19 protein-coding genes and 1 riboswitch are annotated in these 19,195 nt (G+C 52.8%); of the genes, 15 read left to right on the forward strand and 4 right to left on the reverse strand.

Annotation, left to right across the window (positions count from 1 at the left end; translation table 11 throughout):
• Positions 1-66 precede the first annotated feature (66 nt).
• From M3194_RS11615 to M3194_RS11640, 6 genes are all read left to right on the forward strand, one after another.
• Positions 67-1,728: a glutamine--tRNA ligase/YqeY domain fusion protein gene (locus M3194_RS11615; protein ID WP_251654245.1), complete on the forward strand. Its 1,662-nt coding sequence runs from the start codon at positions 67-69 to the stop codon at positions 1,726-1,728.
• Between the two features lie 216 nt (positions 1,729-1,944).
• Complete coding sequence (locus M3194_RS11620) at positions 1,945-2,352, forward strand: RDD family protein (protein ID WP_251653663.1); 408 nt, start codon at positions 1,945-1,947, stop codon at positions 2,350-2,352.
• A 149-nt stretch (positions 2,353-2,501) separates the two neighbouring features.
• On the forward strand, positions 2,502-3,002 hold the full coding sequence (locus M3194_RS11625) for a GNAT family N-acetyltransferase (protein ID WP_251653664.1): 501 nt from the start codon (positions 2,502-2,504) through the stop codon (positions 3,000-3,002).
• Between the two features lie 78 nt (positions 3,003-3,080).
• Entirely contained in the window at positions 3,081-4,145 is a 1,065-nt protein-coding gene (gene hisC, locus M3194_RS11630; protein WP_251653665.1) for a histidinol-phosphate transaminase, read from the forward strand.
• Positions 4,145-4,567: a hypothetical protein gene (locus tag M3194_RS11635; RefSeq protein WP_251653666.1), complete on the forward strand. Its 423-nt coding sequence runs from the start codon at positions 4,145-4,147 to the stop codon at positions 4,565-4,567. Before hisC ends, M3194_RS11635 begins: the two co-directional genes overlap by 1 nt.
• Before the next feature lie 214 nt (positions 4,568-4,781).
• Positions 4,782-6,461 (forward strand): ribonuclease J, encoded by a 1,680-nt coding sequence (locus M3194_RS11640; RefSeq protein WP_285889216.1) that lies wholly within the window; start codon positions 4,782-4,784, stop codon positions 6,459-6,461.
• A gap of 148 nt (positions 6,462-6,609) precedes the next feature.
• On the opposite strand, the gene M3194_RS11645 is transcribed toward M3194_RS11640, so the two are convergent.
• The 3 genes from M3194_RS11645 to M3194_RS11655 form a co-directional block, all read right to left on the reverse strand.
• Complete coding sequence (locus M3194_RS11645; RefSeq protein WP_251653668.1) at positions 6,610-6,924, reverse strand: DMT family transporter; 315 nt, start codon at positions 6,922-6,924, stop codon at positions 6,610-6,612.
• A complete protein-coding gene (locus M3194_RS11650; RefSeq protein ID WP_251653671.1) occupies positions 6,921-7,277 on the reverse strand; it encodes a DMT family transporter in 357 nt (118 codons plus the stop codon). Before M3194_RS11650 ends, M3194_RS11645 begins: the two co-directional genes overlap by 4 nt.
• A gap of 79 nt (positions 7,278-7,356) precedes the next feature.
• A riboswitch (guanidine-I (ykkC/yxkD leader) is annotated at positions 7,357-7,460 on the reverse strand.
• Positions 7,461-7,602: 142 nt separating this feature from the next.
• A complete protein-coding gene (locus M3194_RS11655; RefSeq protein WP_251653674.1) occupies positions 7,603-7,812 on the reverse strand; it encodes a hypothetical protein in 210 nt (69 codons plus the stop codon).
• 248 nt (positions 7,813-8,060) lie between these two features.
• Between M3194_RS11655 and M3194_RS11660 the strand changes: the two genes are divergently transcribed.
• From M3194_RS11660 to M3194_RS11675, 4 genes are all read left to right on the forward strand, one after another.
• On the forward strand, positions 8,061-8,840 hold the full coding sequence (locus tag M3194_RS11660; protein ID WP_251654249.1) for an aldo/keto reductase: 780 nt from the start codon (positions 8,061-8,063) through the stop codon (positions 8,838-8,840).
• Between the two features lie 132 nt (positions 8,841-8,972).
• Entirely contained in the window at positions 8,973-9,395 is a 423-nt protein-coding gene (locus M3194_RS11665) for an RrF2 family transcriptional regulator (RefSeq protein WP_251653677.1), read from the forward strand.
• A 64-nt stretch (positions 9,396-9,459) separates the two neighbouring features.
• On the forward strand, positions 9,460-9,771 hold the full coding sequence (gene trxA, locus M3194_RS11670; RefSeq protein ID WP_091189877.1) for a thioredoxin: 312 nt from the start codon (positions 9,460-9,462) through the stop codon (positions 9,769-9,771).
• 170 nt (positions 9,772-9,941) lie between these two features.
• Entirely contained in the window at positions 9,942-12,296 is a 2,355-nt protein-coding gene (locus M3194_RS11675) for an S-layer homology domain-containing protein (RefSeq protein ID WP_251653680.1), read from the forward strand.
• 83 nt (positions 12,297-12,379) lie between these two features.
• On the opposite strand, the gene M3194_RS11680 is transcribed toward M3194_RS11675, so the two are convergent.
• The gene (locus M3194_RS11680) at positions 12,380-12,523 is read right to left on the reverse strand and encodes a hypothetical protein (RefSeq protein ID WP_251653683.1); all 144 of its coding nucleotides are present in this window, start codon (positions 12,521-12,523) and stop codon (positions 12,380-12,382) included.
• A 91-nt stretch (positions 12,524-12,614) separates the two neighbouring features.
• Between M3194_RS11680 and M3194_RS11685 the strand changes: the two genes are divergently transcribed.
• From M3194_RS11685 to M3194_RS11705, 5 genes are all read left to right on the forward strand, one after another.
• Positions 12,615-13,025, forward strand: a complete 411-nt coding sequence (locus M3194_RS11685; RefSeq protein WP_251653685.1) for a hypothetical protein — start codon at positions 12,615-12,617, stop codon at positions 13,023-13,025.
• A gap of 89 nt (positions 13,026-13,114) precedes the next feature.
• Positions 13,115-15,394: a methyltransferase domain-containing protein gene (locus tag M3194_RS11690; RefSeq protein ID WP_251653694.1), complete on the forward strand. Its 2,280-nt coding sequence runs from the start codon at positions 13,115-13,117 to the stop codon at positions 15,392-15,394.
• Between the two features lie 131 nt (positions 15,395-15,525).
• On the forward strand, positions 15,526-16,626 hold the full coding sequence (gene ychF, locus M3194_RS11695; RefSeq protein ID WP_251653703.1) for a redox-regulated ATPase YchF: 1,101 nt from the start codon (positions 15,526-15,528) through the stop codon (positions 16,624-16,626).
• Positions 16,627-16,790: 164 nt separating this feature from the next.
• Positions 16,791-18,407 carry a copper resistance CopC/CopD family protein gene (locus M3194_RS11700; RefSeq protein WP_251653706.1) on the forward strand — a complete coding sequence of 539 codons (1,617 nt, stop codon included), beginning with the start codon at positions 16,791-16,793 and terminating at the stop codon, positions 18,405-18,407.
• Between the two features lie 125 nt (positions 18,408-18,532).
• A complete protein-coding gene (locus M3194_RS11705) occupies positions 18,533-19,171 on the forward strand; it encodes a YcnI family copper-binding membrane protein (protein ID WP_251653709.1) in 639 nt (212 codons plus the stop codon).
• Positions 19,172-19,195 lie beyond the last annotated feature (24 nt).

Raw genomic sequence — 19,195 nt, forward strand, 5'->3', positions numbered from 1 at the left:
TCGTAAATTTGTGTATGATAGGAAGATAATTATTTACGGGAAAGGTTGGTCGCCGTGGAAAACACAGTGGAGAATAAGGTATCATCCTCTAACTTTATTAAGAACATCGTCGTCGAAGATTTGAAAGAAGGCCACGTGCAGGAAATCGTGACCCGCTTTCCGCCGGAGCCTAACGGATATTTGCACATCGGACACGCCAAGTCGATCTGTCTGAACTTCGAGCTTGCCGATGAATTCAAGGGACGGACAAATCTGCGTTTCGATGATACGAATCCGGTGAAGGAAGATACGGAATACGTGGAGTCGATCAAAGAGGATGTACGCTGGCTCGGATTTGACTGGGATGATCTTCGCTTTGCATCCGACTATTTCGAAGAGTTATATAACCGCGCCGTTCTGCTGATCCGCAAAGGAAAAGCCTACGTGTGCGACCTGACTGCCGAACAAATCCGCGAGACTCGCGGCACGCTGACGCAACCGGGTCAAGACAGCCCGTACCGCAATCGCAGCGTCGAAGAGAATCTGGATCTGTTCGCGAGAATGCGCGCAGGCGAGTTCAAGGACGGCGAGAAGGTGCTGCGCGCGAAGATTGACATGGCTTCGCCCAATATCAACTTCCGCGACCCTGTGCTGTACCGGATTGCTCATGCCCATCATCACCGTACCGGCGATGCTTGGTGCATCTACCCGATGTACGACTATGCGCATCCGATCAGCGACGCGATTGAAGGCATTACGCATTCGATCTGCACGCTCGAATTCGCCGACCACCGTCCGCTCTACGACTGGACAATCGCCGAATGCGAGATGGTTGACGTACCGAAGCAATACGAATTTGCCCGTCTGAACGTGACCAATACCGTGATGAGCAAGAGAAAGCTGAAGCTGCTTGTTGACGAAGGTGTCGTTACGGCATGGGACGATCCTCGCATGCCAACCATCAGCGGACTTCGCCGCAAAGGCTATACGGCAGAAGCGATCCGCGCGTTCTGCCGCGAGATTGGCGTAGCGAAAGCAAACAGCACGGTCGACGAGCGGATGCTGGAGCATTTTATACGGGAAGACCTGAAGCTGAAGGCGCTTCGCACGATGGCCGTTCTGCAGCCGCTGAAGGTTGTGATTACGAACTATCCGGAAGGCCAATCCGAGATGCTCGAAGCGGAGAACAACGCCGAGAACGAGGAAATGGGCACGCGCCAAATTCCGTTCTCCCGCGAGATCTATATTGAGCAAGACGATTTCATGGAGAACCCTCCGGCGAAATATTTCCGCCTGTTCCCCGGCAACGAAGTGCGCCTGAAGCATGCTTACTTCATTACATGCCAGGAAGTGATCAAGGATGCGGACGGCAATGTGATCGAGCTGCGCTGCACGTATGATCCGGCAACGAAAAGCGGTTCGGGCTTTAACGCCCGCAAGGTAAAAGGCACGATCCACTGGGTGGACGCTTCGCAAGCCGTGCCCGCAGACTTCCGTCTGTATGAGCCGCTTATTACGAATGAAGCCGAAGAGGAAGGCAAGCCGTTCCTCGAATGCATCAATCCGAACAATGAACAAATTCTGAAAGGCTTCGTGGAGCCAAACATGAAGGGCGCGAAGGGCCATGACAAGTTCCAGTTCTTCCGTCACGGCTACTTCAACGTGGATCCGAAGGATTCGTCGGAAGAGAAGCTGGTGTTCAACCGGATCGTCTCTCTGAAAAGCTCGTTTGATCCTTCGAAAGCATAATAGATACACTGACGCAACCGGGCTGTCCCTAGAGGATGGTCCGGTTTTTTATGCATCTTATAGGACATGGAAAAAAGAAGGGAATTGTAGAATGATCTCGAAATTCTATGTTAACCAGCTTTCAGGCTGCCATAGGGGAAGTCATAAGCAAAAACGGCCTGTAATAGGCTAAATGGAGCGAAGAAGCAGCCAATAGATAATATAGGGAGGAATAACATGGATACGCATTATCGTGCGGGATTCTGGAGGCGTTTTGGCGCCGCGATATTGGATGGACTTATTATAGGCATTCCGCTTGCCATCATTTCTTTGATTTTGTTCGGCAAAGGAGACAGCCTGTTTACGAACATCGTCTCCTTCCTGTATTCCTTGCTCATTCCGATCGTGTGGAACGGTTATACGATAGGGAAGAAGATATGCGGAATCAGGATCAAACGGGTCGACGGCATGCCAATTGGCATCGGCACCATGCTGCTTCGCCAATTAGTAGGCGGCTTAATCTATGGATTTTCCTTCGGCATAGCGCTGATCGTCAGCGCGTTTATGGTTGGTTTGAGAGAAGACAAACGGGCCATTCACGATTTTATCGCGGGAACGTTTGTCGAGCATGACGACAGTCAATAACGAAAAGGGTGAACGGCACAAGCCAAGCCTCCTCTCGGGGGCTTGGCTTGTTTTTATTTCGGCATGGTAAAATTATTTACGCGTGCGCAAATTTAATGCTCGCTGTACAATCAAATAAAAGGATACAAAGGCTAAGGAGAGAACTATTTATGAACAATGATTTTACGATCCGGGATGCCGGACTTGATGATCTGCCCCGCATCGTTGAAATATACAATTCGACTATCGCTTCCCGCGAGGTAACGGCTGATCTGGAGCCCGTATCGGTGGAGAGCAGAGTGCGTTGGTATAACGAGCATTCGCCGGATTTTCGCCCGTTGTGGGTGCTTGAGGATAAGGGGACGATCATTGCCTGGCTGAGCTTCCAGTCGTTTTATGGACGCCCGGCGTATAATGCGACTGCTGAGATCAGTATTTATATCGATCAAGAACGCCGCGCGCGCGGAATCGGTTCGTTCCTGATCCAGAAGGCGCTGGAGGCAAGCCCTGGGCTTGGCCTTCGTACGCTGCTCGGATTTGTGTTTGGCCATAATGGACCAAGCCTTGGACTGCTCCGGAAGTTCGGCTTTGAAGAATGGGCGAATCTGCCGAAGGTTGCCGAGCTTGACGGCGTGGAACGGGATTTGATTATTGTGGGCCGCAAGGTATAGAGTCCCGCCGGTGGTGCTATGCTCTAAAATGATTTATTCTGGAAACAATAGGATGATACAGACAGGGGAGAATGAGCATTGAGTAAGTTTTGGAGTCCGCTTACGGCTTCTTTAGTTCCTTATGTACCTGGGGAGCAGCCGAAGGACAAAAAATATATTAAGCTGAACACCAACGAAAATCCGTACCCGCCTTCCCCGAAGGTGCTGGAGGCGATCCGGTCGGTAACCAATGATGATTTGAGGCTTTATCCCGATCCTACCTGTGATGCGCTTGTACGGAAGATCGCCGGTTATTTCGACGTTGCTCCGAATCAAGTGTTTGTAGGGAACGGCTCTGACGAAGTGCTTGCTTTCGCTTTTGCGGCGTTCTTCAATCCGGCCAAACCGGTAGCCTTCGCAGACATTACATACAGCTTCTATAAAGTGTATGCGGAATTCTACCAGCTGAAGGCGGACATTATTCCGCTGGACGAGCAGTTCAAGCTGCCGCTCGGCGAATTCAGCCGCCGCGATTCCGGAGGCATTGTTATTCCGAATCCAAACGCGCCTACGGCGATGCTGATCTCCCTGGACGATATCCGGACCTTGCTCGTTCAAAACCCGGATAAGGTTGTCCTGATCGATGAGGCGTATATTGATTTTGACGGCGAATCGGCCGCGAAGCTGGTGAAGGAATATCCAAATCTGCTTGTCGTGCAGACGCTCTCGAAGTCGCGCTCTCTGGCGGGACTGCGGGTTGGCTGGGCGCTTGGCAGCGAAGAGCTGATCGACGGGCTTAACCGCGTCAAAAACTCCTTCAATTCCTACACGCTTGACCGTCTCGCCCTGGCGGGTGCGGTTGCCGCGTTTGAGGACGAGGCGTATTTCCTGGAAACAACCGCAAAGGTCATCGCGACCCGCGAAGCCGTGACGAAGGAATTGCAAGAGCTGGGCTTTATCGTAACGGATTCCGCAGCCAACTTTGTGTTCATCTCCCATCCGGAGCATGCCGCAGAGCAGTTATTCCAGCAGCTTCGCGACAGCGGGGTGCTCGTCCGGTACTTCAAGCAGCCGCGCATTGATCAATATTTGCGCGTGACCGTCGGCACGGATGAAGAAATGGCCGCGTTAACCCGGGCTCTGAAGGAGATCATTAAGCGATAATGAAGCCGTCCGCAAGACCAGGCTACAGCCGGGCTGCATTTTTCGTTGTGCTCGCAAGCGTTATTTACGCGGTAATCGGGAATACTTTTTTTCAACTGGCCTATCGCTATAGTGCCGCTATAGATGAGGCGTACATCGTTTTTGCAATAACATCGGCAGTATACGCGTTGCCCGTTATGTTGTGGTTCCGACGAAAATATTGGTATTTTGCTTTGTTTATCCCTGTTATTTGGGTGCCAATGCTGCTGATTACCGGTTATCTGATGGGGATTGTTTTTCCGCTTCCGAAGGATGATTATGGCGCTGGCATGCTGCTCTTGTTCATACACGGTTTGAATTTGGCAGCGGTAATTATTGGCATAGCGCTTGGATTAACCGTGAACGCGGCGTTTGCGGCTTGGAGGAAATTCAGCAGGGAGTAGCTAAAACGGCTGACCTAGAGCATTTTTCGCCCAATAGAATTTAGGCTCCGCAACGCGAAGTTAATAAATTCTATTGCGGTTATAAAAAGGCTGAACAGCCTATTTCCATTTTGTTATTTTTTCGTGCTATAATGGTGGCAAGTGACTGGTTCGGATTTTTTTGAGTTTGAAGTATAACAATCGTCGTCAGTCTTATAAAATAGGAGGATTATTTTTGAATAACCATAAAACAGATAAGAAACTAACCATTTTTGCCTTGGGCGGCGTAGGCGAAATTGGCAAAAATATGTACGCGGTACAATACGCGAACGATATTATTGTAATTGATTGCGGTTCCAAATTCCCGGACGAGGAGCTTCTTGGCATCGACATTATCGTGCCGGACATTACGTACCTCATCGAGAATAAGGACAAGGTTAGAGCATTGCTCATCACGCACGGCCATGAAGACCACATTGGCGGCCTGCCGTATATTCTGAAGCAGCTGAGCATGCCGGTCTATGCAAGCCGGCTCACGATGGGATTGATCGAAGGGAAGCTGAAGGAAGCGGGACTGCTCGGATCGACGGAGCGTCATCTAATTCATTCGGATTCCGAGATCAAGCTGGGTACGATGAAGGCGTCGTTCTTCAAGACGAACCACAGTATTCCGGATTCCCTCGGCGTCGTGCTGGATACACCGGAAGGCGTTGTTGTCCATACGGGTGACTTCAAGTTCGACCAAACACCGGTAGGCGACTATCATGCGGATATTCACCGGATGGCCGAGATTGGGAAGAAGGGCGTACTCGCTTTGCTGTCGGAGAGCACGAACGCTGAACGTCCAGGCTTTACGCCATCGGAACGGATCGTTGGAGCGAACTTTATCGATGCTTTCCGCAAGGCTGAGCGCCGTGTTATCGTCTCCACCTTCGCCTCGAACGTGCACCGTCTGCAGCAGGTAGTTGACGCAGCGGCAGCATCGGGACGGAAGCTGGCGATAATCGGACGCAGCATGGTCAACATGATTACCATTGCTTCGGAGCTTGGGTATCTTGATATTCCGGACGGTATGCTGATTGAGACAAACGAAGTGAACCGTTATGCGGATAATCAAGTCGTTATTCTTTGTACAGGCAGCCAGGGCGAGCCGATGTCCGCGCTTACGCGGATGGCCCGCTCGAATCACCGCCAGGTAGAGATTCTGGAAGGCGATACGGTTATTATCTCGGCAACACCGATTCCGGGTAATGAACGCAGCATCGGACGTACGGTAGACGAGCTGTTCCGTCTCGGAGCGAATGTCATCTATGGCTCCGGCACACAGACGGGCATGCACGTATCTGGCCACGGCAGCCAGGAAGAGCTGAAGTTAATGCTTCAATTGATGGCACCGAAGTATTTCATCCCGATTCACGGGGAATACCGTATGCAGCTCCATCACAAGAAGCTGGCGGAAGCAGTTGGCGTACAGCAAGGTCATACCTTTATCGTCGACAACGGCGAGATTGTAGAAATCGTAAACGGCGATGCACGCAAATCCGGCAAGGTGCCGGCAGGCAATACGTATATCGACGGTCTTGGCATCGGCGATGTCGGCAATATCGTGCTTCGGGACCGCAAGCATTTATCTCAGGATGGCATTCTGGTCGTTGTTGTAACGATCAGCAAGCAGGACAAGACGATCAAATCGGGACCGGATATTATCTCCCGCGGTTTCGTCTATGTACGCGAGTCGGAAGGATTGCTTGAGGAAGCAGGCAGAATTGTGACAAGAACGATTACGAAATCCATCAGCGATAACGTAAACCAATGGACAACACTAAAATCAAACGTGAAAGACGCGCTCGGACGATTCTTATATGAACAAACGAAAAGAAAGCCGATGATCCTTCCTATCATCATGGAAGTGTAATCGGCGCCTAACCAGTCCACTTCTTTTTGTTTAGTGAGCCGATATATACACAAAGGGGCTGTCCCATTAGCTTAAGCAGCTAAGGGACAGCCCCTTGTTGCGTTCTTTGGCGTATACGTCTGCTCCTCTGTGGGGCAGACGTTTGCGTTTAAGCAACAAGCTTAAGACCAACGACAGCTCCGATGATGAGAGTAATGAAGAATATCCGCAGCATGTTTTTCGGCTCGCCATACAGCGCCATGCCAAGGACGGCTCCGCCAGTAGCGCCGATGCCCGTCCAGATCGCGTACGCGATACTCATTTCTAGAGTTTGCATCGCGTAGGAGAGGCAGACGAAGCTCATGCCAAACCCGATCAGCAGGAGGGAGACGTTCTTCGCGCTCCGCTTCTCATTCACCTTGTTCATCATCACGACGCCCAGCATTTCGAATAAGCCCGCGCAGATCAGAGATAACCAGCTCATTTGGAGGATGCTCCTTTCTTCTCTCCGGCGCTCGCGTGCTCCGGAGTAATGAGTTTAAGGCCAATAATGCCGATTAAGAGGAGAACGATAAATAACAGCTTAGCCATATGAAGCGGATGCCCGAAAAAGACAGATTCCGAAATCACGGTGCCGGTTGTGCCGAGACCTACAAATACGGCATATACGGTGCCGACGGGAAGCTCGCCGCTTGCTTTAATAAGCAGGGCAAAGCTGAGCAGGATGGCCATAAAAGTGCCCGCCCAGCTCCAGACATCGTCCGCGTGCTTGAGGCCCGTGACCCACAGTACTTCGAATACCGCGGCAACATAAACTTGAAGCCATTGCTTTTTCATGAAATATATTCCCCCTTACATGAGATGTCAGATTAAAAATAGACAAAATAAAACCCGGGAGTACACTGCTGGCGCAGGCGACTCCCAGGTTTTTATCCTTCCGTGATCACAGCTATCGCTGTGAGTTTTCCCTCGGACCAGTCCCAAGCACGAATGCCTGGCGGAACCCTAGAAAACCACTAACCTGTATTATACACATATCCCCCCGAAGATCAAGGCTTTAGACAGGAACAAAAAATGGCGCATCCGGACAGAAGGCGGGATTGCCCTCGCGTCCAGACTGCGCCCAACAAGAAACTGCGGATTGCGGCTGAATCAAAGCTAATCAGGAGTGCTCGGCGTCGAATGCAGCCGCAAGCTCCTTGGCGCGTTCCTCATCCTTACTGCGTACATGAAGACGTTTCAAGGAGCTGCCTTCCAGGGTGATCTTTGATTTCAACCCGTTTTCTTTGAAATGTGCCTGAAGCCTGTCGATTTCATCTGCCCTGGAGCCGCCTTCGGTTCGGAAGGGGACCCACCGGTTCCACCACGCCATTTCCAACACACCTCCTCGCCTGCTGATTCGCCATTCCGTACATATGTATTCGCGCCTCTCCCGTCATCATGACAGGTTTGTGAAGAACGGCCCGCTAATAATTCTAAAGCGGCTTTCATTGTTCAGGGGAGACAATCAATGGTAAAATGGTGTAGCTGAGAGGCAGCATTGTAGAATGAGGGAGGAGAAAAGTTGTGAGCAAATTTACATCGATTACGCAAAACACGGAATTGAACAATGGGATCAAGATGCCTTGGCTGGGCTTTGGCGTATTCAAGACGAAGGAAGGCACCCAGGTGGAGCAGGCGGTTGCGGATGCGCTGGAGGCGGGCTACCGCAGCATCGATACGGCGGCCATCTACGGCAATGAAGAGGGCGTAGGCAGAGCGGTGGCAGAAAGCGGTTTGAAGCGCGAGGACCTGTTTATTACGACAAAGGTCTGGAACAGCAACCAGGGCTTCGAGAGCACGCTGAAGGCCTTCGAGGAAAGCCGCCGCAAGCTGAAGCTTGAAGTGATTGATTTGTATCTCGTTCACTGGCCGGTGGCCGGGAAGTACAAGGATACATACCGCGCTTTGGAGAAGCTGTACAAGGAAGGTTATGTGCGGGCGATTGGCGTCAGCAACTTCCTGATTCCTCATCTGGACGATCTGCTTGGCAGCTGTGAAGTTACGCCTGCCGTCAATCAGGTGGAATTCCAGCCCTTCCTGACTCAGCCGGACCTGCAAGCCTACTGCAAGGACCGCGGTATTCAGCTGGAAGCATGGAGCCCGCTGCTCCAGGGCAATCTGGACGTGCCGCTGCTGCAGGAGATTGGTCAAGCTCATGGCAAATCGGCCGCTCAAGTTATTTTGCGCTGGGATTTGCAGAATGGCATCGTCACGATTCCGAAGTCGGTTACGAAAAGCCGGATTATCGAGAATGCGGATATCTTCGACTTTGAATTAACCAATGAAGAGATGGCGTCCATCAACGGCCTGAATGAAGGCCGTCGCTTTGGCTCCGACCCCATGAATTTCAATTTCTAACAAGATGCAGGGCGAATAAGGGGGGTTCCGCCGTCGCACCCTATCACTGTGGCGGAAATCGGGCGGCCTTGCTATTGACATTGTTAACTGTAATTGATATTATTACAGTACTAAGCAGGGAGGCCGTTCACATTGAACAGCGAATTTACGATTGCCGTACACAGTCTCGTTTATTTAGCCTATCTGCCCGAGCGGATGGCAAGCAGTGAGATGATCGCCGACAACGTAGGCACGCACTCCGCGCGGGTCCGCAAAGTAATGAGCGGATTACGCAAAAGCGGCTTTGTCGATACAAGAGAAGGCGCAGGAGGCGGCTACAGGCTTACAATTGATCCAGATGTCGTTACGCTTGGCGATGTATACCGCGTCATGGCGCAGGGCTCTTTTATCCCGAGCTGGTGCTCGGGTGATCCGGGCATGGATTGCGTCGTTGGCTCGAATATGAACCAAGTGATGTTCGGGATCTTCTGTACAGCCGAGAAGCAGCTGGAAGGCTACTTTAGCGGTATTACGATTTCCGATGTACTGAAGCAGATTCACGCTTGCGGCGATTAGGCTTATTTAAACGGTACGTGGCGGAATTCCCTTATCATAAACCAATTGGAGAGGATGATTGACAATGGCAGTAGCATTGACTAAAGACAACTTTACAACTAGCGTACAAAACGGCGTTTCTCTGGTAGACTTCTGGGCACCTTGGTGCGGACCTTGCAAAATGCAGCTTCCTATCGTAGAGGAGCTGGCAACTGAACTGGAAGGCCAAGCTACAATCGCGAAAATCAACGTTGACGAAGAGCCGGAATTGGCTTCGCAATTCGGCGTAATGAGCATTCCTACGCTGATTCTGTTCAAAGACGGCCAACCGGTTGACAAAATGGTCGGCGTTCAAAGCAAAGACGCTCTGAAAGCAAAAATCTCCGGCCAACTGTAAGATTTGGCAAGGGATTTCAGTAAAGGCTGCCCGCAAAGTCATTGGACTTTGCGGGCGGTCTTTTTTCTTTACATAAATAACATAAATAATGGGACAGGACGCAACTTCTGGCATGCATGCCGCGTCTATTTAGCTGAATGACGAGAATGGAAAAGCATGGGAGGTTAATTATGGTGATGAATCATCGCAAGAAGCTGGTTGCGCTTGCGGCAGCGGTTATGCTGACGAGCAGCCTGCCTGGCGCGGCATTTGCCGAAAGCGCTGACAAACCGGCTGCTTCTGCCGCATCGGGAGATGCGGCCGCGTCGGATGGAAGCGCGGTTATTCCTGTTGATGTGAAGGTATCGAAGGAGAAAGCGGAATCGCTCGCCCGGCAAGTCGTAAGTATACCGAAAGAGTATGCGCTGCAAGGCGCGTCACTCTCGGCAGATACCCTGGCAGGCGGCAAACGCAGTGTTTGGGGCCTTGATTTTGTGTACAAAGTAAACGGCAAAACCAAAGGCAGCATCTATGTACGGCTGAATGCCGACAACGGCCAGCTTCTTGATTACAGCACCTACCTCGATAATCCAAGCGCCAAGCCTACTTACCCGCTTAAGGTCGAGCGGGAGGAAGCTCAGAAGATTGCTTATTCCTTCTTGTCGGGCGTTGCGCCAACCTACAAGGATCAAGTGAAATTCAACCCCGAATACGGCGCGCAGCAGCTGCCTCCGCTGACCGGAGAGGTGCGCCACACGCTGCGTTTCGATCGGATTGTGAACGATATCCCTTACGTAGACAACTATATAGAGCTTGATGTCGACAGCGAGGGCCATGTGCTCCGGTATTCCCTGCAATGGGACGATACGATTAAATTTCCGAAGGTGGATGCGAAGCTGACGGCCGATGAGGCGAAGAAGAAGCTGATTGAGCAGGCGAAGCCCGAGCTCCGCTACCTTATCCCGTATAACGCGCAAGGTCCGGCCAAGCCGATACTGAGCTATGATATGGGTGCTTTCGCGATCGATGCGGTAACGGGCAAAGAGGTGCAAAGCGGATATATCAATCCGAATCTGGTCTCCGATAAGCCTGTCTCCGATAAACCTCTTGGGGATGCTCCGGCGGCGGTAAACTTGACGGAAGAGCAGGCGAAACAAGCCGTTCTGGCAGCGTTCCCGCTTCCGTCCAATGCTGTATTCAGCGGCTCCAGCTACTATGAGAATACCGATGAGTCCACCGGCAGCGCGGTTGCGAACTGGAGATTGGACTGGGAACTGAAGAACGGGAAAGAAACAGCGGGCTCTGCTTCGGCCACGATAAACAGCCGGACGGGGATGATAAGCAGCTTCTACTCTTATCAAAATAATCCGAACATCAGCGCAAGGCCCGCTCTTTCGTACGATCAGGCAGAAGCGAAAGCGATTGATTCCGTGAAGAAGCAGCTTCCTTGGGTAGCCGATGAGCTGTACGTCGTGAAGCGCGATCAATCGCAGTATGATCCGGACAAAGTACAGTATATCGATTCCTATTACTTCAATTTCGTTCACAAGATTAACGGGGCAACGGCTGATTACGACAACGTGAGCGTTACGATTGATGCGAATACGGGCGTGGTGCGCAGTTATGATGCCAGCATCAACCCGTACAAATATCCGGAGACGGCTCCGAAGGTTATTACGCCTGCCCAGGCGATTGAGAAATGGATGACGTACTACCGGACAGAGCTGACCTACTATTTGACGCAAAATTTCGTGTACCAAGGACAGCCGATCCCGGCGGAAAAATATAAAGTTCTGCTGGCTGCCGGAGAAATTCAGCCTTCCGATGTGCAATCCAATACCGATGCCCAGCTGATCTACCGCCTTGTGCCTCGCCAGCTGGATGAATCCATCTTCCTCGATGCGCAGTCGGGGGGCTGGAAGAACCGCGAGACCGGTGACGTTACCCAGCTTGAGAAGCCGAAAGCCGTTGATATCGACGGCCACTGGGCTGAGCGCCAGTTGGAGCTGATGGTGGCCTACAAGGCGCTTGACGTGAAGGACGGCAAGGTGCGCCCGAACCAGATCGTGACCCGCGGCGAGCTGATCAAGATGCTTGTGCTCGCCATGAACAGCGGCCGTTCGCCGATCCTGTACGGTGCGTCCGAGGATGCGGCCGCATCTACATCGTTTAGAGATGTCGGCGCGAAAAACCAATATTACGTGTACGTCGAAAGCGCGCTTCAGCAAAACCTGATCGATATCGGAGACGGTTCCTTTAATCCGGACGGCAAGGTTGACCGCGAAGAGATGGCGGAGCTGATCGTACGCGCCTTGGGCTATAACTCCCTCGCCAATTACGAGAACCTGTTCAACATCAACTTCAAGGATGCGGGCAAGATGGAGAAGAAGGGCCAGGCGGCTATCGTTGTGGGTCTGAAGATTATGACCTTGTCCGGCGGCAGCTTCCAGCCGGATAAGCAAGTGTCGAGAGCGGATGCTTCCGTGGCGTTCTTCCGTTTCCTGCAGACAAGAGCCGAGCTTCAAGAGGCACCGCTTCGCAATTAAGGCAAGGCATTCAAGAAGCCCCCGTTAGGTTCGCTGCCGTGGCAGCCTCCTGTCGGGGGCTTTATGTTTCGCTTTGCCTTGTATTAGTCCGTTTTTTTGTTCTTGGAGGAGAAATTCGTAATCGATTTGGCATCCTCAATCGTGTCGTTCACGAATGCCATATCTTGGTTCTTTGCCTTCATGGCGGTTGTCCCTTTATAATTGCCTTTATGGCTTTGATTTTCCATTGTGTAAGTTTCACCTCCTTGCGCCTTGTTAGTATGGGCCCGAGGAGGGATTGGCATGCAATCGCGTTATACAACATAAGGGGTGCAGAAAATGGTTAAGAAAGCGGCAGTATACAAGTATCTGGTGTTCATCCTGTTTCTCTTGTTCACCATGCTTGTCGTTTATGCGTGTAACGAAGTGCTGATCCGGGACGGAGATCCGGATCGAACAACCAAGTTCCTGTTTGTTTTATTTGGCATTACCTTTGCTTTTGGAGCAAGCCTTCATCTGATCGGAAAAGGCGAGTTCGGCTTCCGCGTGAAGGAAACGCAATTTACGCTGATGCTGTCCATTGTTATCGTGGTTCTGAATTATGTGGCGGCCGTCAATTACGGCAAGCTGTATACGAGCGCGGACGGTACGATCGAGACGTTCATCCGGATTATTCTCACGGATAACAATCAGGCTATTATTAATGTTCTTGCGGGTTATTTATTCGGATTATCCTTTTACAAAAAATAACGCTGCGGCGCAGTAGGCGAACAGCCTTTGCATCCGGGCTCCTTCTACATATGCTGATGGCATGAACCTATGTGCCGGGCGGTGAAGAGATGGGACTGACGAGCATTATCCTGGTAACCAAGGATAGGCTTGATTATACAAAGTCATGTATTGAAAGCATAAGGCGGCATACAGCCGCGGGCAGCTATGAGCTGATCCTGGTCGACAACGGTTCGGAGGACGGGACAATCGATTGGGTGAAAGCGGAGCCGGATATTGCCCTGATCGAGAATGGCTATAATGCCGGATTTCCGAAGGGTTGCAATCAAGGGGCTGCGGCTGCGTCCGGCGAGCTGCTTCTCTTGCTGAACAACGATACGCTCGTGACGCCGGGCTGGCTGGAAGGCCTGCAGCGCAATCTGCTCAGCGATCCCTTAATCGCGGCGGTAGGGCCGGTAACCAATTCCGCTTATTACTGGACGCAGATTCCAAGCCATTATACGACCGTTGAGGAAATGGACCGGTTCTCGGAATCGGTGCGGATGTCGGCCGCAAACCATCCGATGGAGGAGCGGCTGAAGCTGATCGGCTTCTGCATGCTGCTGCGCCGGGAAGCTTATGAAGCTGCCGGCGGAATGGATGAACGGTTTGGCATCGGCAATTATGAGGATGATGATCTGTCGCTGCGCCTTCGGCTTCTTGGCTATAAGCTGATGTTGTGCCGGGATACGTTTATTCATCACTACGGCAGCGTTAGCTTCAAGGCGGATTCGGCGATGTACTTGCAGCTGTTCGTCCGCAACAACCAGCTGTTCCGCGAGAAGTGGGGATTTGCTTCCTCCGAGGCGCTCACCATTCATATGGATATGCTTGGGCTGCTGGACCGGGAAGCCTCCTTAGTTGCGGCAGGCAGCGGGACAGGCGGGCTAAGGTTCCTGAATATCGGCTGTGGCTGCGGAGCGACGCTGCTCAGCTTAAAGCACAGATTTCCAGATGCGGCGTTGTACGGGGTAGAGAAGAATGAGCAGGCCGCCAGAATAGCCAGGGCGGTGGGCATTCGGGTGTTTGCCTCCGAGGAGCCTGAGCATTGGGGCTTTGAAGCCGGATCGCTGGACGGGATTCTTGTCGGCGATGCCCATGTTTGCGGGACGCCCGAGATGATGAAGCGGCTGAAGGGGCTGCTGAAGCCCGGCGGTTGGCTTATCGGCACCTTCCTGAACCGCCATTACTATCCGTTTATGCTGCGGTATTTGCAGCCGGATAACGGGCACGCCCAGCATCAGTCCGCCTATCTCTATTCCATCGAGCAGGTAAGGGAGCTTTACGCGGACAGCGGTTTTGCTTCGGTATCCACCCTCCTGATTGATGACGGCAAGAACGGCAGTCCCGGCAAGGATATCAGCGCCGAGGATTTCGGCTTCCTGGAGAGAATGGCAAACGGCAATCATCCGGTAAAGGGACGGCTTACGTCGAGCAGCATTATTACGCTTGGCTTGAGCGCCGGTCTCGAGCTGACGGCGCCCGCGAAGGCCGAGACGGAAGAGCTTACCGCTGTGGCTGCCATCACGGAGGAGCTGCCCCCGCCAGTGCCGGAGACGATGCCGGAGACGGTCGTGCCCGCCGTGCCTGATCAGCTTCTGAAGGAGCAGAATGATGTTGTATTCAGCGGTGAACGGCTCGTCATTAACCGGCAGGTGAAAGAGCAGTATACGGATGTTTATGAAGAGCATCTGTTCCGTTACGAGCTGGCCAGCCGGTATGTCAGAGGGCTGAAGGTTCTCGATGCCGCCTGCGGGGCGGGTTACGGTTCATCGCTTTTGAAGCGTGCCGGTGCCGCGGAGGTTATAGGCGTGGATGTCGATGCCGAATCGGTAAATCTGGCGGAACGGGATTATGGCGGAGAGGGCATACGCTTTGAGAAGGGTGACGTGCTGAAGCTTCCTTTTGCCGACGAGTCTTATGATGCGGTGGTCTCTTTCGAGACGATCGAACATGTAGACGATGGGGCGGCATGGATCCGGGAATCGGCCCGCGTGCTTAAGCCAGGCGGATTATTTATCGTGTCGACGCCTAATCGCTCCATAACCAATCCTCCGCTATATTTCGAAGAGCAGCCTTTTAACGAGTACCACCGATTTGAATACCGGACCTCGGAGCTCGTCGGCGAGCTTCTCGCCTGCTACGATATTGAAGCCATGTTCGGGCAGAATCCGATCGACGACTCCAGGCTTTTGTCCATGAACTGGCTGCGGGAAAAGGTGGGGCTGCCGCTTGGAAGAACCGCGGAGCACCTGCTGAAGGCAGAAGGGCATGAGCCGCTTCCGCTGTCGAGGTTCAAGAGCTGCGATCCGATGTACGTGATTGCCGTCTGCCGGAAAAAGCCGGTTTAAAGAAGCTGCATAAAGTGGCAACGCCCCATTTTTGGAAGAACTGTCTACCTTGTACTAGGGCTTTTATTGTAAGCGGCCATCGGGTATAATGACGTGAGATTGTTACTTCGGAAAATGGGGTGTCTTATTTCATGGCTTTGAAAGCTGGTGTCGTTGGATTGCCGAACGTGGGCAAGTCGACTTTATTTAATGCAATAACGCAAGCGGGAGCGGAGTCCGCAAACTATCCGTTCTGTACGATTGATCCAAACGTTGGGGTTGTAGAGGTGCCTGATTACCGTCTGGACAAACTGACGGAGCTCGTTCAGCCGAACAAGACGGTTCCGACTGCCTTTGAATTCGTGGATATTGCCGGTCTCGTGGCAGGCGCAAGCAAAGGCGAAGGCCTTGGCAACAAGTTCCTGGCTCATATCCGCGAGGTAGACGCGATCGTTCACGTGGTACGCTGCTTCGAGGACGAGAACATTACGCACGTAAACGGCAAAGTTGATCCGCTGGGCGATATCCAAACGATCAACCTTGAGCTGATTCTGGCGGACATTGAGTCCGTTGAGAAAAAAATCGACCGTTCCCGCAAAAACCTGAAAGGCGGCGACAAAAAAATCGCGCTTGAGGTTGAAGTGCTGGAACGCGTCAAAGAAGCGCTCTACAACGACCAGCCTGCGCGCAGCGTCGAGCTGTCGGATGACGAGAAGCAGATTATCCGCGATCTTCACCTGCTTACGATGAAGCCGGTGCTGTATGCGGCTAACGTAGCTGAGTCGGAAGTTGCCGATACGGACAACAACAAGTTCGTGCAAGCGGTGCGTGAATTCGCAGCAGCCGAGGGCGCGCAAGTGGTGCCAATCAGCGCGAAGGTGGAAGAAGAGATCGCCGAGCTGGAAGGGGAAGACAAAGCGATGTTCCTCGAGGAGCTGGGTCTTCAGGAATCCGGTCTTAACCGTCTGATCAACGCGGCGTACAAGCTGCTTGGCCTGTATACGTATTTCACGGCTGGCGTGCAGGAGGTTCGTGCCTGGACAATCCGCAAAGGCATGAAGGCGCCTCAGGCTGCCGGCGTTATCCATACGGACTTCGAGCGCGGCTTCATTCGCGCCGAGGTTGTATCGTTCGAGGACCTGGCTGCTGCCGGCACGATGAACGTGGCAAAAGAAAGAGGCCAGCTGCGCCTCGAAGGCAAAGAATACGTAGTGCAGGACGGCGACGTGATGCACTTCCGTTTCAATGTCTAATAGCAGCGGAGCAAAACGGTATTGTTCTCTTGCCAGAGAGCAATACCGTTTTGCTCTGTCCGGACGGATGCTGTCCTCTTCCCTTAACTAGCTCGAACGAGTCATGCGTGAAGCGGCTCCAAGGCGTACAATGGAGGGAAGCTAAAGAATAGGAGTATGGTGTTATGACAGTAAACCTACATACATTACCCAAACGAATCCTGGCAGCGGCCATTCTGCTTGTTATATTGGTGCTTGCGCTGGCGCCGCAGGCTTTTGCGCATGCAACGCTGGAGAAGACGGTACCGTCAGCCAACGCAAAGCTGGATCAGTCGCCTCCTTATGTGGAGCTGAATTTCAACGAAGCGGTTGAACCGGGAGGGGGTTCCCTTGAGGTGGTCGACTCCCAGTCCAATAAGATCAAAACGGAGGATCCCGTGGTTGAGAACGGGGGAACAACGGTCAAGCTGCCTCTCCCGAAGCTTGGCGACGGCGTTTATTCGGTTTCTTACCATGTCATTTCGGAGGACGGTCATCCGGTCAGCGGCTCTTATGTATTCGTTGTAGGCAACCCGCCGAACTGGAAGGATGCGGAGATGTTTGCTTCGGAGGGGAACAGCTCCAAAGGGATGCAGCAAAATTTGCTGTATGTCGTACGGGTTCTCTATTATGCTGCGCTGCTGATGGCAACGGGCATAGCTTTATGGTCGGTCTTTATCCGGAAGCGAAGCGAGTCGCTGCAGTCGGCCTTTAAACGCTTGTCCGTGATCGGGATGCGCGCGCTTCTGTTGACGGTACTGCTTCACATTTTCCTGCAGGTCAACGATTTGATGAAGGGACAGCCGCTCTCCGCGTGGGGCAGCCTGTTCACGGATACCACGACCGGACGTGCATGGCTGGAGCTTATCGTTCTCGTGCTGCTTGGCTTTGTTGCCCAGCGCTTTAACGAGAAATTTGTCAGCCTTCTGTGGGTTGTTCTCCTGCTTGGGGTGGAAAGCCTGATCGGCCATCCGGCAGCAAATGACCTGAAGGTGCTTACGATTGTTTTTGACTTTATCCATTTGTTCGCGTCGGCGGTCTGGGCAGGCGGTCTTGCCGTATTGCTGTATGTCTGGTATGCCGACCGGAAGGAAGCGGGGCGGTTTGGCGCAAGCTTCTCGCAAGGGGCTTTGATTTCCCTCGTCGCGCTGGTCATCAGCGGAGTGCTGATGACGATGCTGTTCCTGCCCAAGCTGTCGTATTTGTGGCTGACGACTTGGGGCGGCCTGCTGACGGTCAAGGTTGTTCTTGTCGTTGCGGTACTGGTGACGGGTACCCTGCTCCGCCTCCGAATGAAGAAGAACGGTTTTCCTGCCGGGACTCTGCTGAAGGTGGACGCCATCCTGATGGCATGTATCGTTGCGATTGCGGCGGTTTTTACCTATATGAGCCCGCTGCCCGCCAACGAGCCGTATAACTTCCATCAGATGGGCGAGGATATGCATGTGACGTTTAACGTAACGCCTAATGTGCCGGGCGGGGATAATGACATTTCCCTTCACGTATGGCTGCCGGAAGCTGCCGGAGCGCCTAAATCGGTTATTCTGCGCCTGCGCTCGGACAGCAGGGAGGATGCGCCGATTGACATTCCGCTTGTTCAGAATAACGATAAGCCAAACGATTCCTTCCCGGGTTACCTCAGCGCTTCTTACGAGGCAACGGGGCCGTTCCTGCCGTATGCGGCGAAGTGGACGGCCGAGATCCGGGTGATGGATCAGGACGATAACGAGCTTGTACGAGAGACCGTGTTCCGGAATTATTAATAAGGCCGGACACATAATAGTCATATCCGGGTAGCCCTTTCGAGTCATGTCAGGCGTGATGCGCAGCTTTATACTGATGAAGGATTAGCGATGAAACGCTTATGACTGGAAAGGGAGATGTTTACATGAAACAGATAAAAAAATGGGCCGTTGCAGCAACCATGGCGGCATGCTTGATGATGTTCGCCGGCGTAGCGAGCGCGCATGTAACCGTTCAGCCGCCGTCCGTGCCGGCTAATTCGTATCAGGTCTTCGCGGTTCGCGTGCCTAGCGAAGAAAAGGGCGTCAATACCGTTAAGGTTCAGGTTAAGGTCGCGGACGGTGCCGTCATTTCCCGCGTGGAGCCAAAGCCGGGCTGGACCAGCGAGCTGGAGAAGGACGCAAACGGCGTTGTAACCGGTATTGCCTGGACGGCTGCGGAAGGCGGCGGTCTTAGTGAAACGGAATTCACGGAATTCCGCATGAGCGGCAAAGTGAACGAAGATGCTTCCGAGCTGGTATGGAAAGCTTACCAGACGTACAGCGACAACAAGGTTGTTGAGTGGGTTGGGGCAGACGGTTCCGATAAACCGGCTTCCGTAACGACGGTAACGGCAGCCGTTGCCGAAGGCGACGGACACGGACATGACACCGGCGCCGCAGCAGAAGCAAGCGACTCGAAGGATTCGGGCTCCGATTCGGCGCTTCCGCTGACGCTGTCGATTATCGCGGTTGCATTGGGCGCTGCGGCGGTCGTTTTGGCGGCCAGAAAAAACAAGAAATAAGATCATGAAGGGGCTCCGTTTTCC

It is taken from the genome of Paenibacillus glycanilyticus, from assembly GCF_023715145.1.
GTDB classification, from domain to species: Bacteria; Bacillota; Bacilli; order Paenibacillales; family Paenibacillaceae; genus Pristimantibacillus; species Pristimantibacillus glycanilyticus_A.

Coding starts and splice junctions, on each gene's coding strand:
- M3194_RS11620 (WP_251653663.1), top strand. CDS start 1,945: ATGGATACGCATTATCGTGCGGGATTCTGGAGGCGTTTTGGCGCCGCG.
- M3194_RS11625 (WP_251653664.1), top strand. CDS start 2,502: ATGAACAATGATTTTACGATCCGGGATGCCGGACTTGATGATCTGCCC.
- M3194_RS11635 (WP_251653666.1), top strand. CDS start 4,145: ATGAAGCCGTCCGCAAGACCAGGCTACAGCCGGGCTGCATTTTTCGTT.
- M3194_RS11645 (WP_251653668.1), bottom strand. CDS start 6,924: ATGAGCTGGTTATCTCTGATCTGCGCGGGCTTATTCGAAATGCTGGGC.
- M3194_RS11650 (WP_251653671.1), bottom strand. CDS start 7,277: ATGAAAAAGCAATGGCTTCAAGTTTATGTTGCCGCGGTATTCGAAGTA.
- M3194_RS11655 (WP_251653674.1), bottom strand. CDS start 7,812: ATGGCGTGGTGGAACCGGTGGGTCCCCTTCCGAACCGAAGGCGGCTCC.
- M3194_RS11660 (WP_251654249.1), top strand. CDS start 8,061: ATGCCTTGGCTGGGCTTTGGCGTATTCAAGACGAAGGAAGGCACCCAG.
- trxA (WP_091189877.1), top strand. CDS start 9,460: ATGGCAGTAGCATTGACTAAAGACAACTTTACAACTAGCGTACAAAAC.
- M3194_RS11675 (WP_251653680.1), top strand. CDS start 9,942: ATGGTGATGAATCATCGCAAGAAGCTGGTTGCGCTTGCGGCAGCGGTT.
- M3194_RS11680 (WP_251653683.1), bottom strand. CDS start 12,523: ATGGAAAATCAAAGCCATAAAGGCAATTATAAAGGGACAACCGCCATG.
- M3194_RS11685 (WP_251653685.1), top strand. CDS start 12,615: ATGGTTAAGAAAGCGGCAGTATACAAGTATCTGGTGTTCATCCTGTTT.
- M3194_RS11690 (WP_251653694.1), top strand. CDS start 13,115: ATGGGACTGACGAGCATTATCCTGGTAACCAAGGATAGGCTTGATTAT.
- ychF (WP_251653703.1), top strand. CDS start 15,526: ATGGCTTTGAAAGCTGGTGTCGTTGGATTGCCGAACGTGGGCAAGTCG.
- M3194_RS11700 (WP_251653706.1), top strand. CDS start 16,791: ATGACAGTAAACCTACATACATTACCCAAACGAATCCTGGCAGCGGCC.
- M3194_RS11705 (WP_251653709.1), top strand. CDS start 18,533: ATGAAACAGATAAAAAAATGGGCCGTTGCAGCAACCATGGCGGCATGC.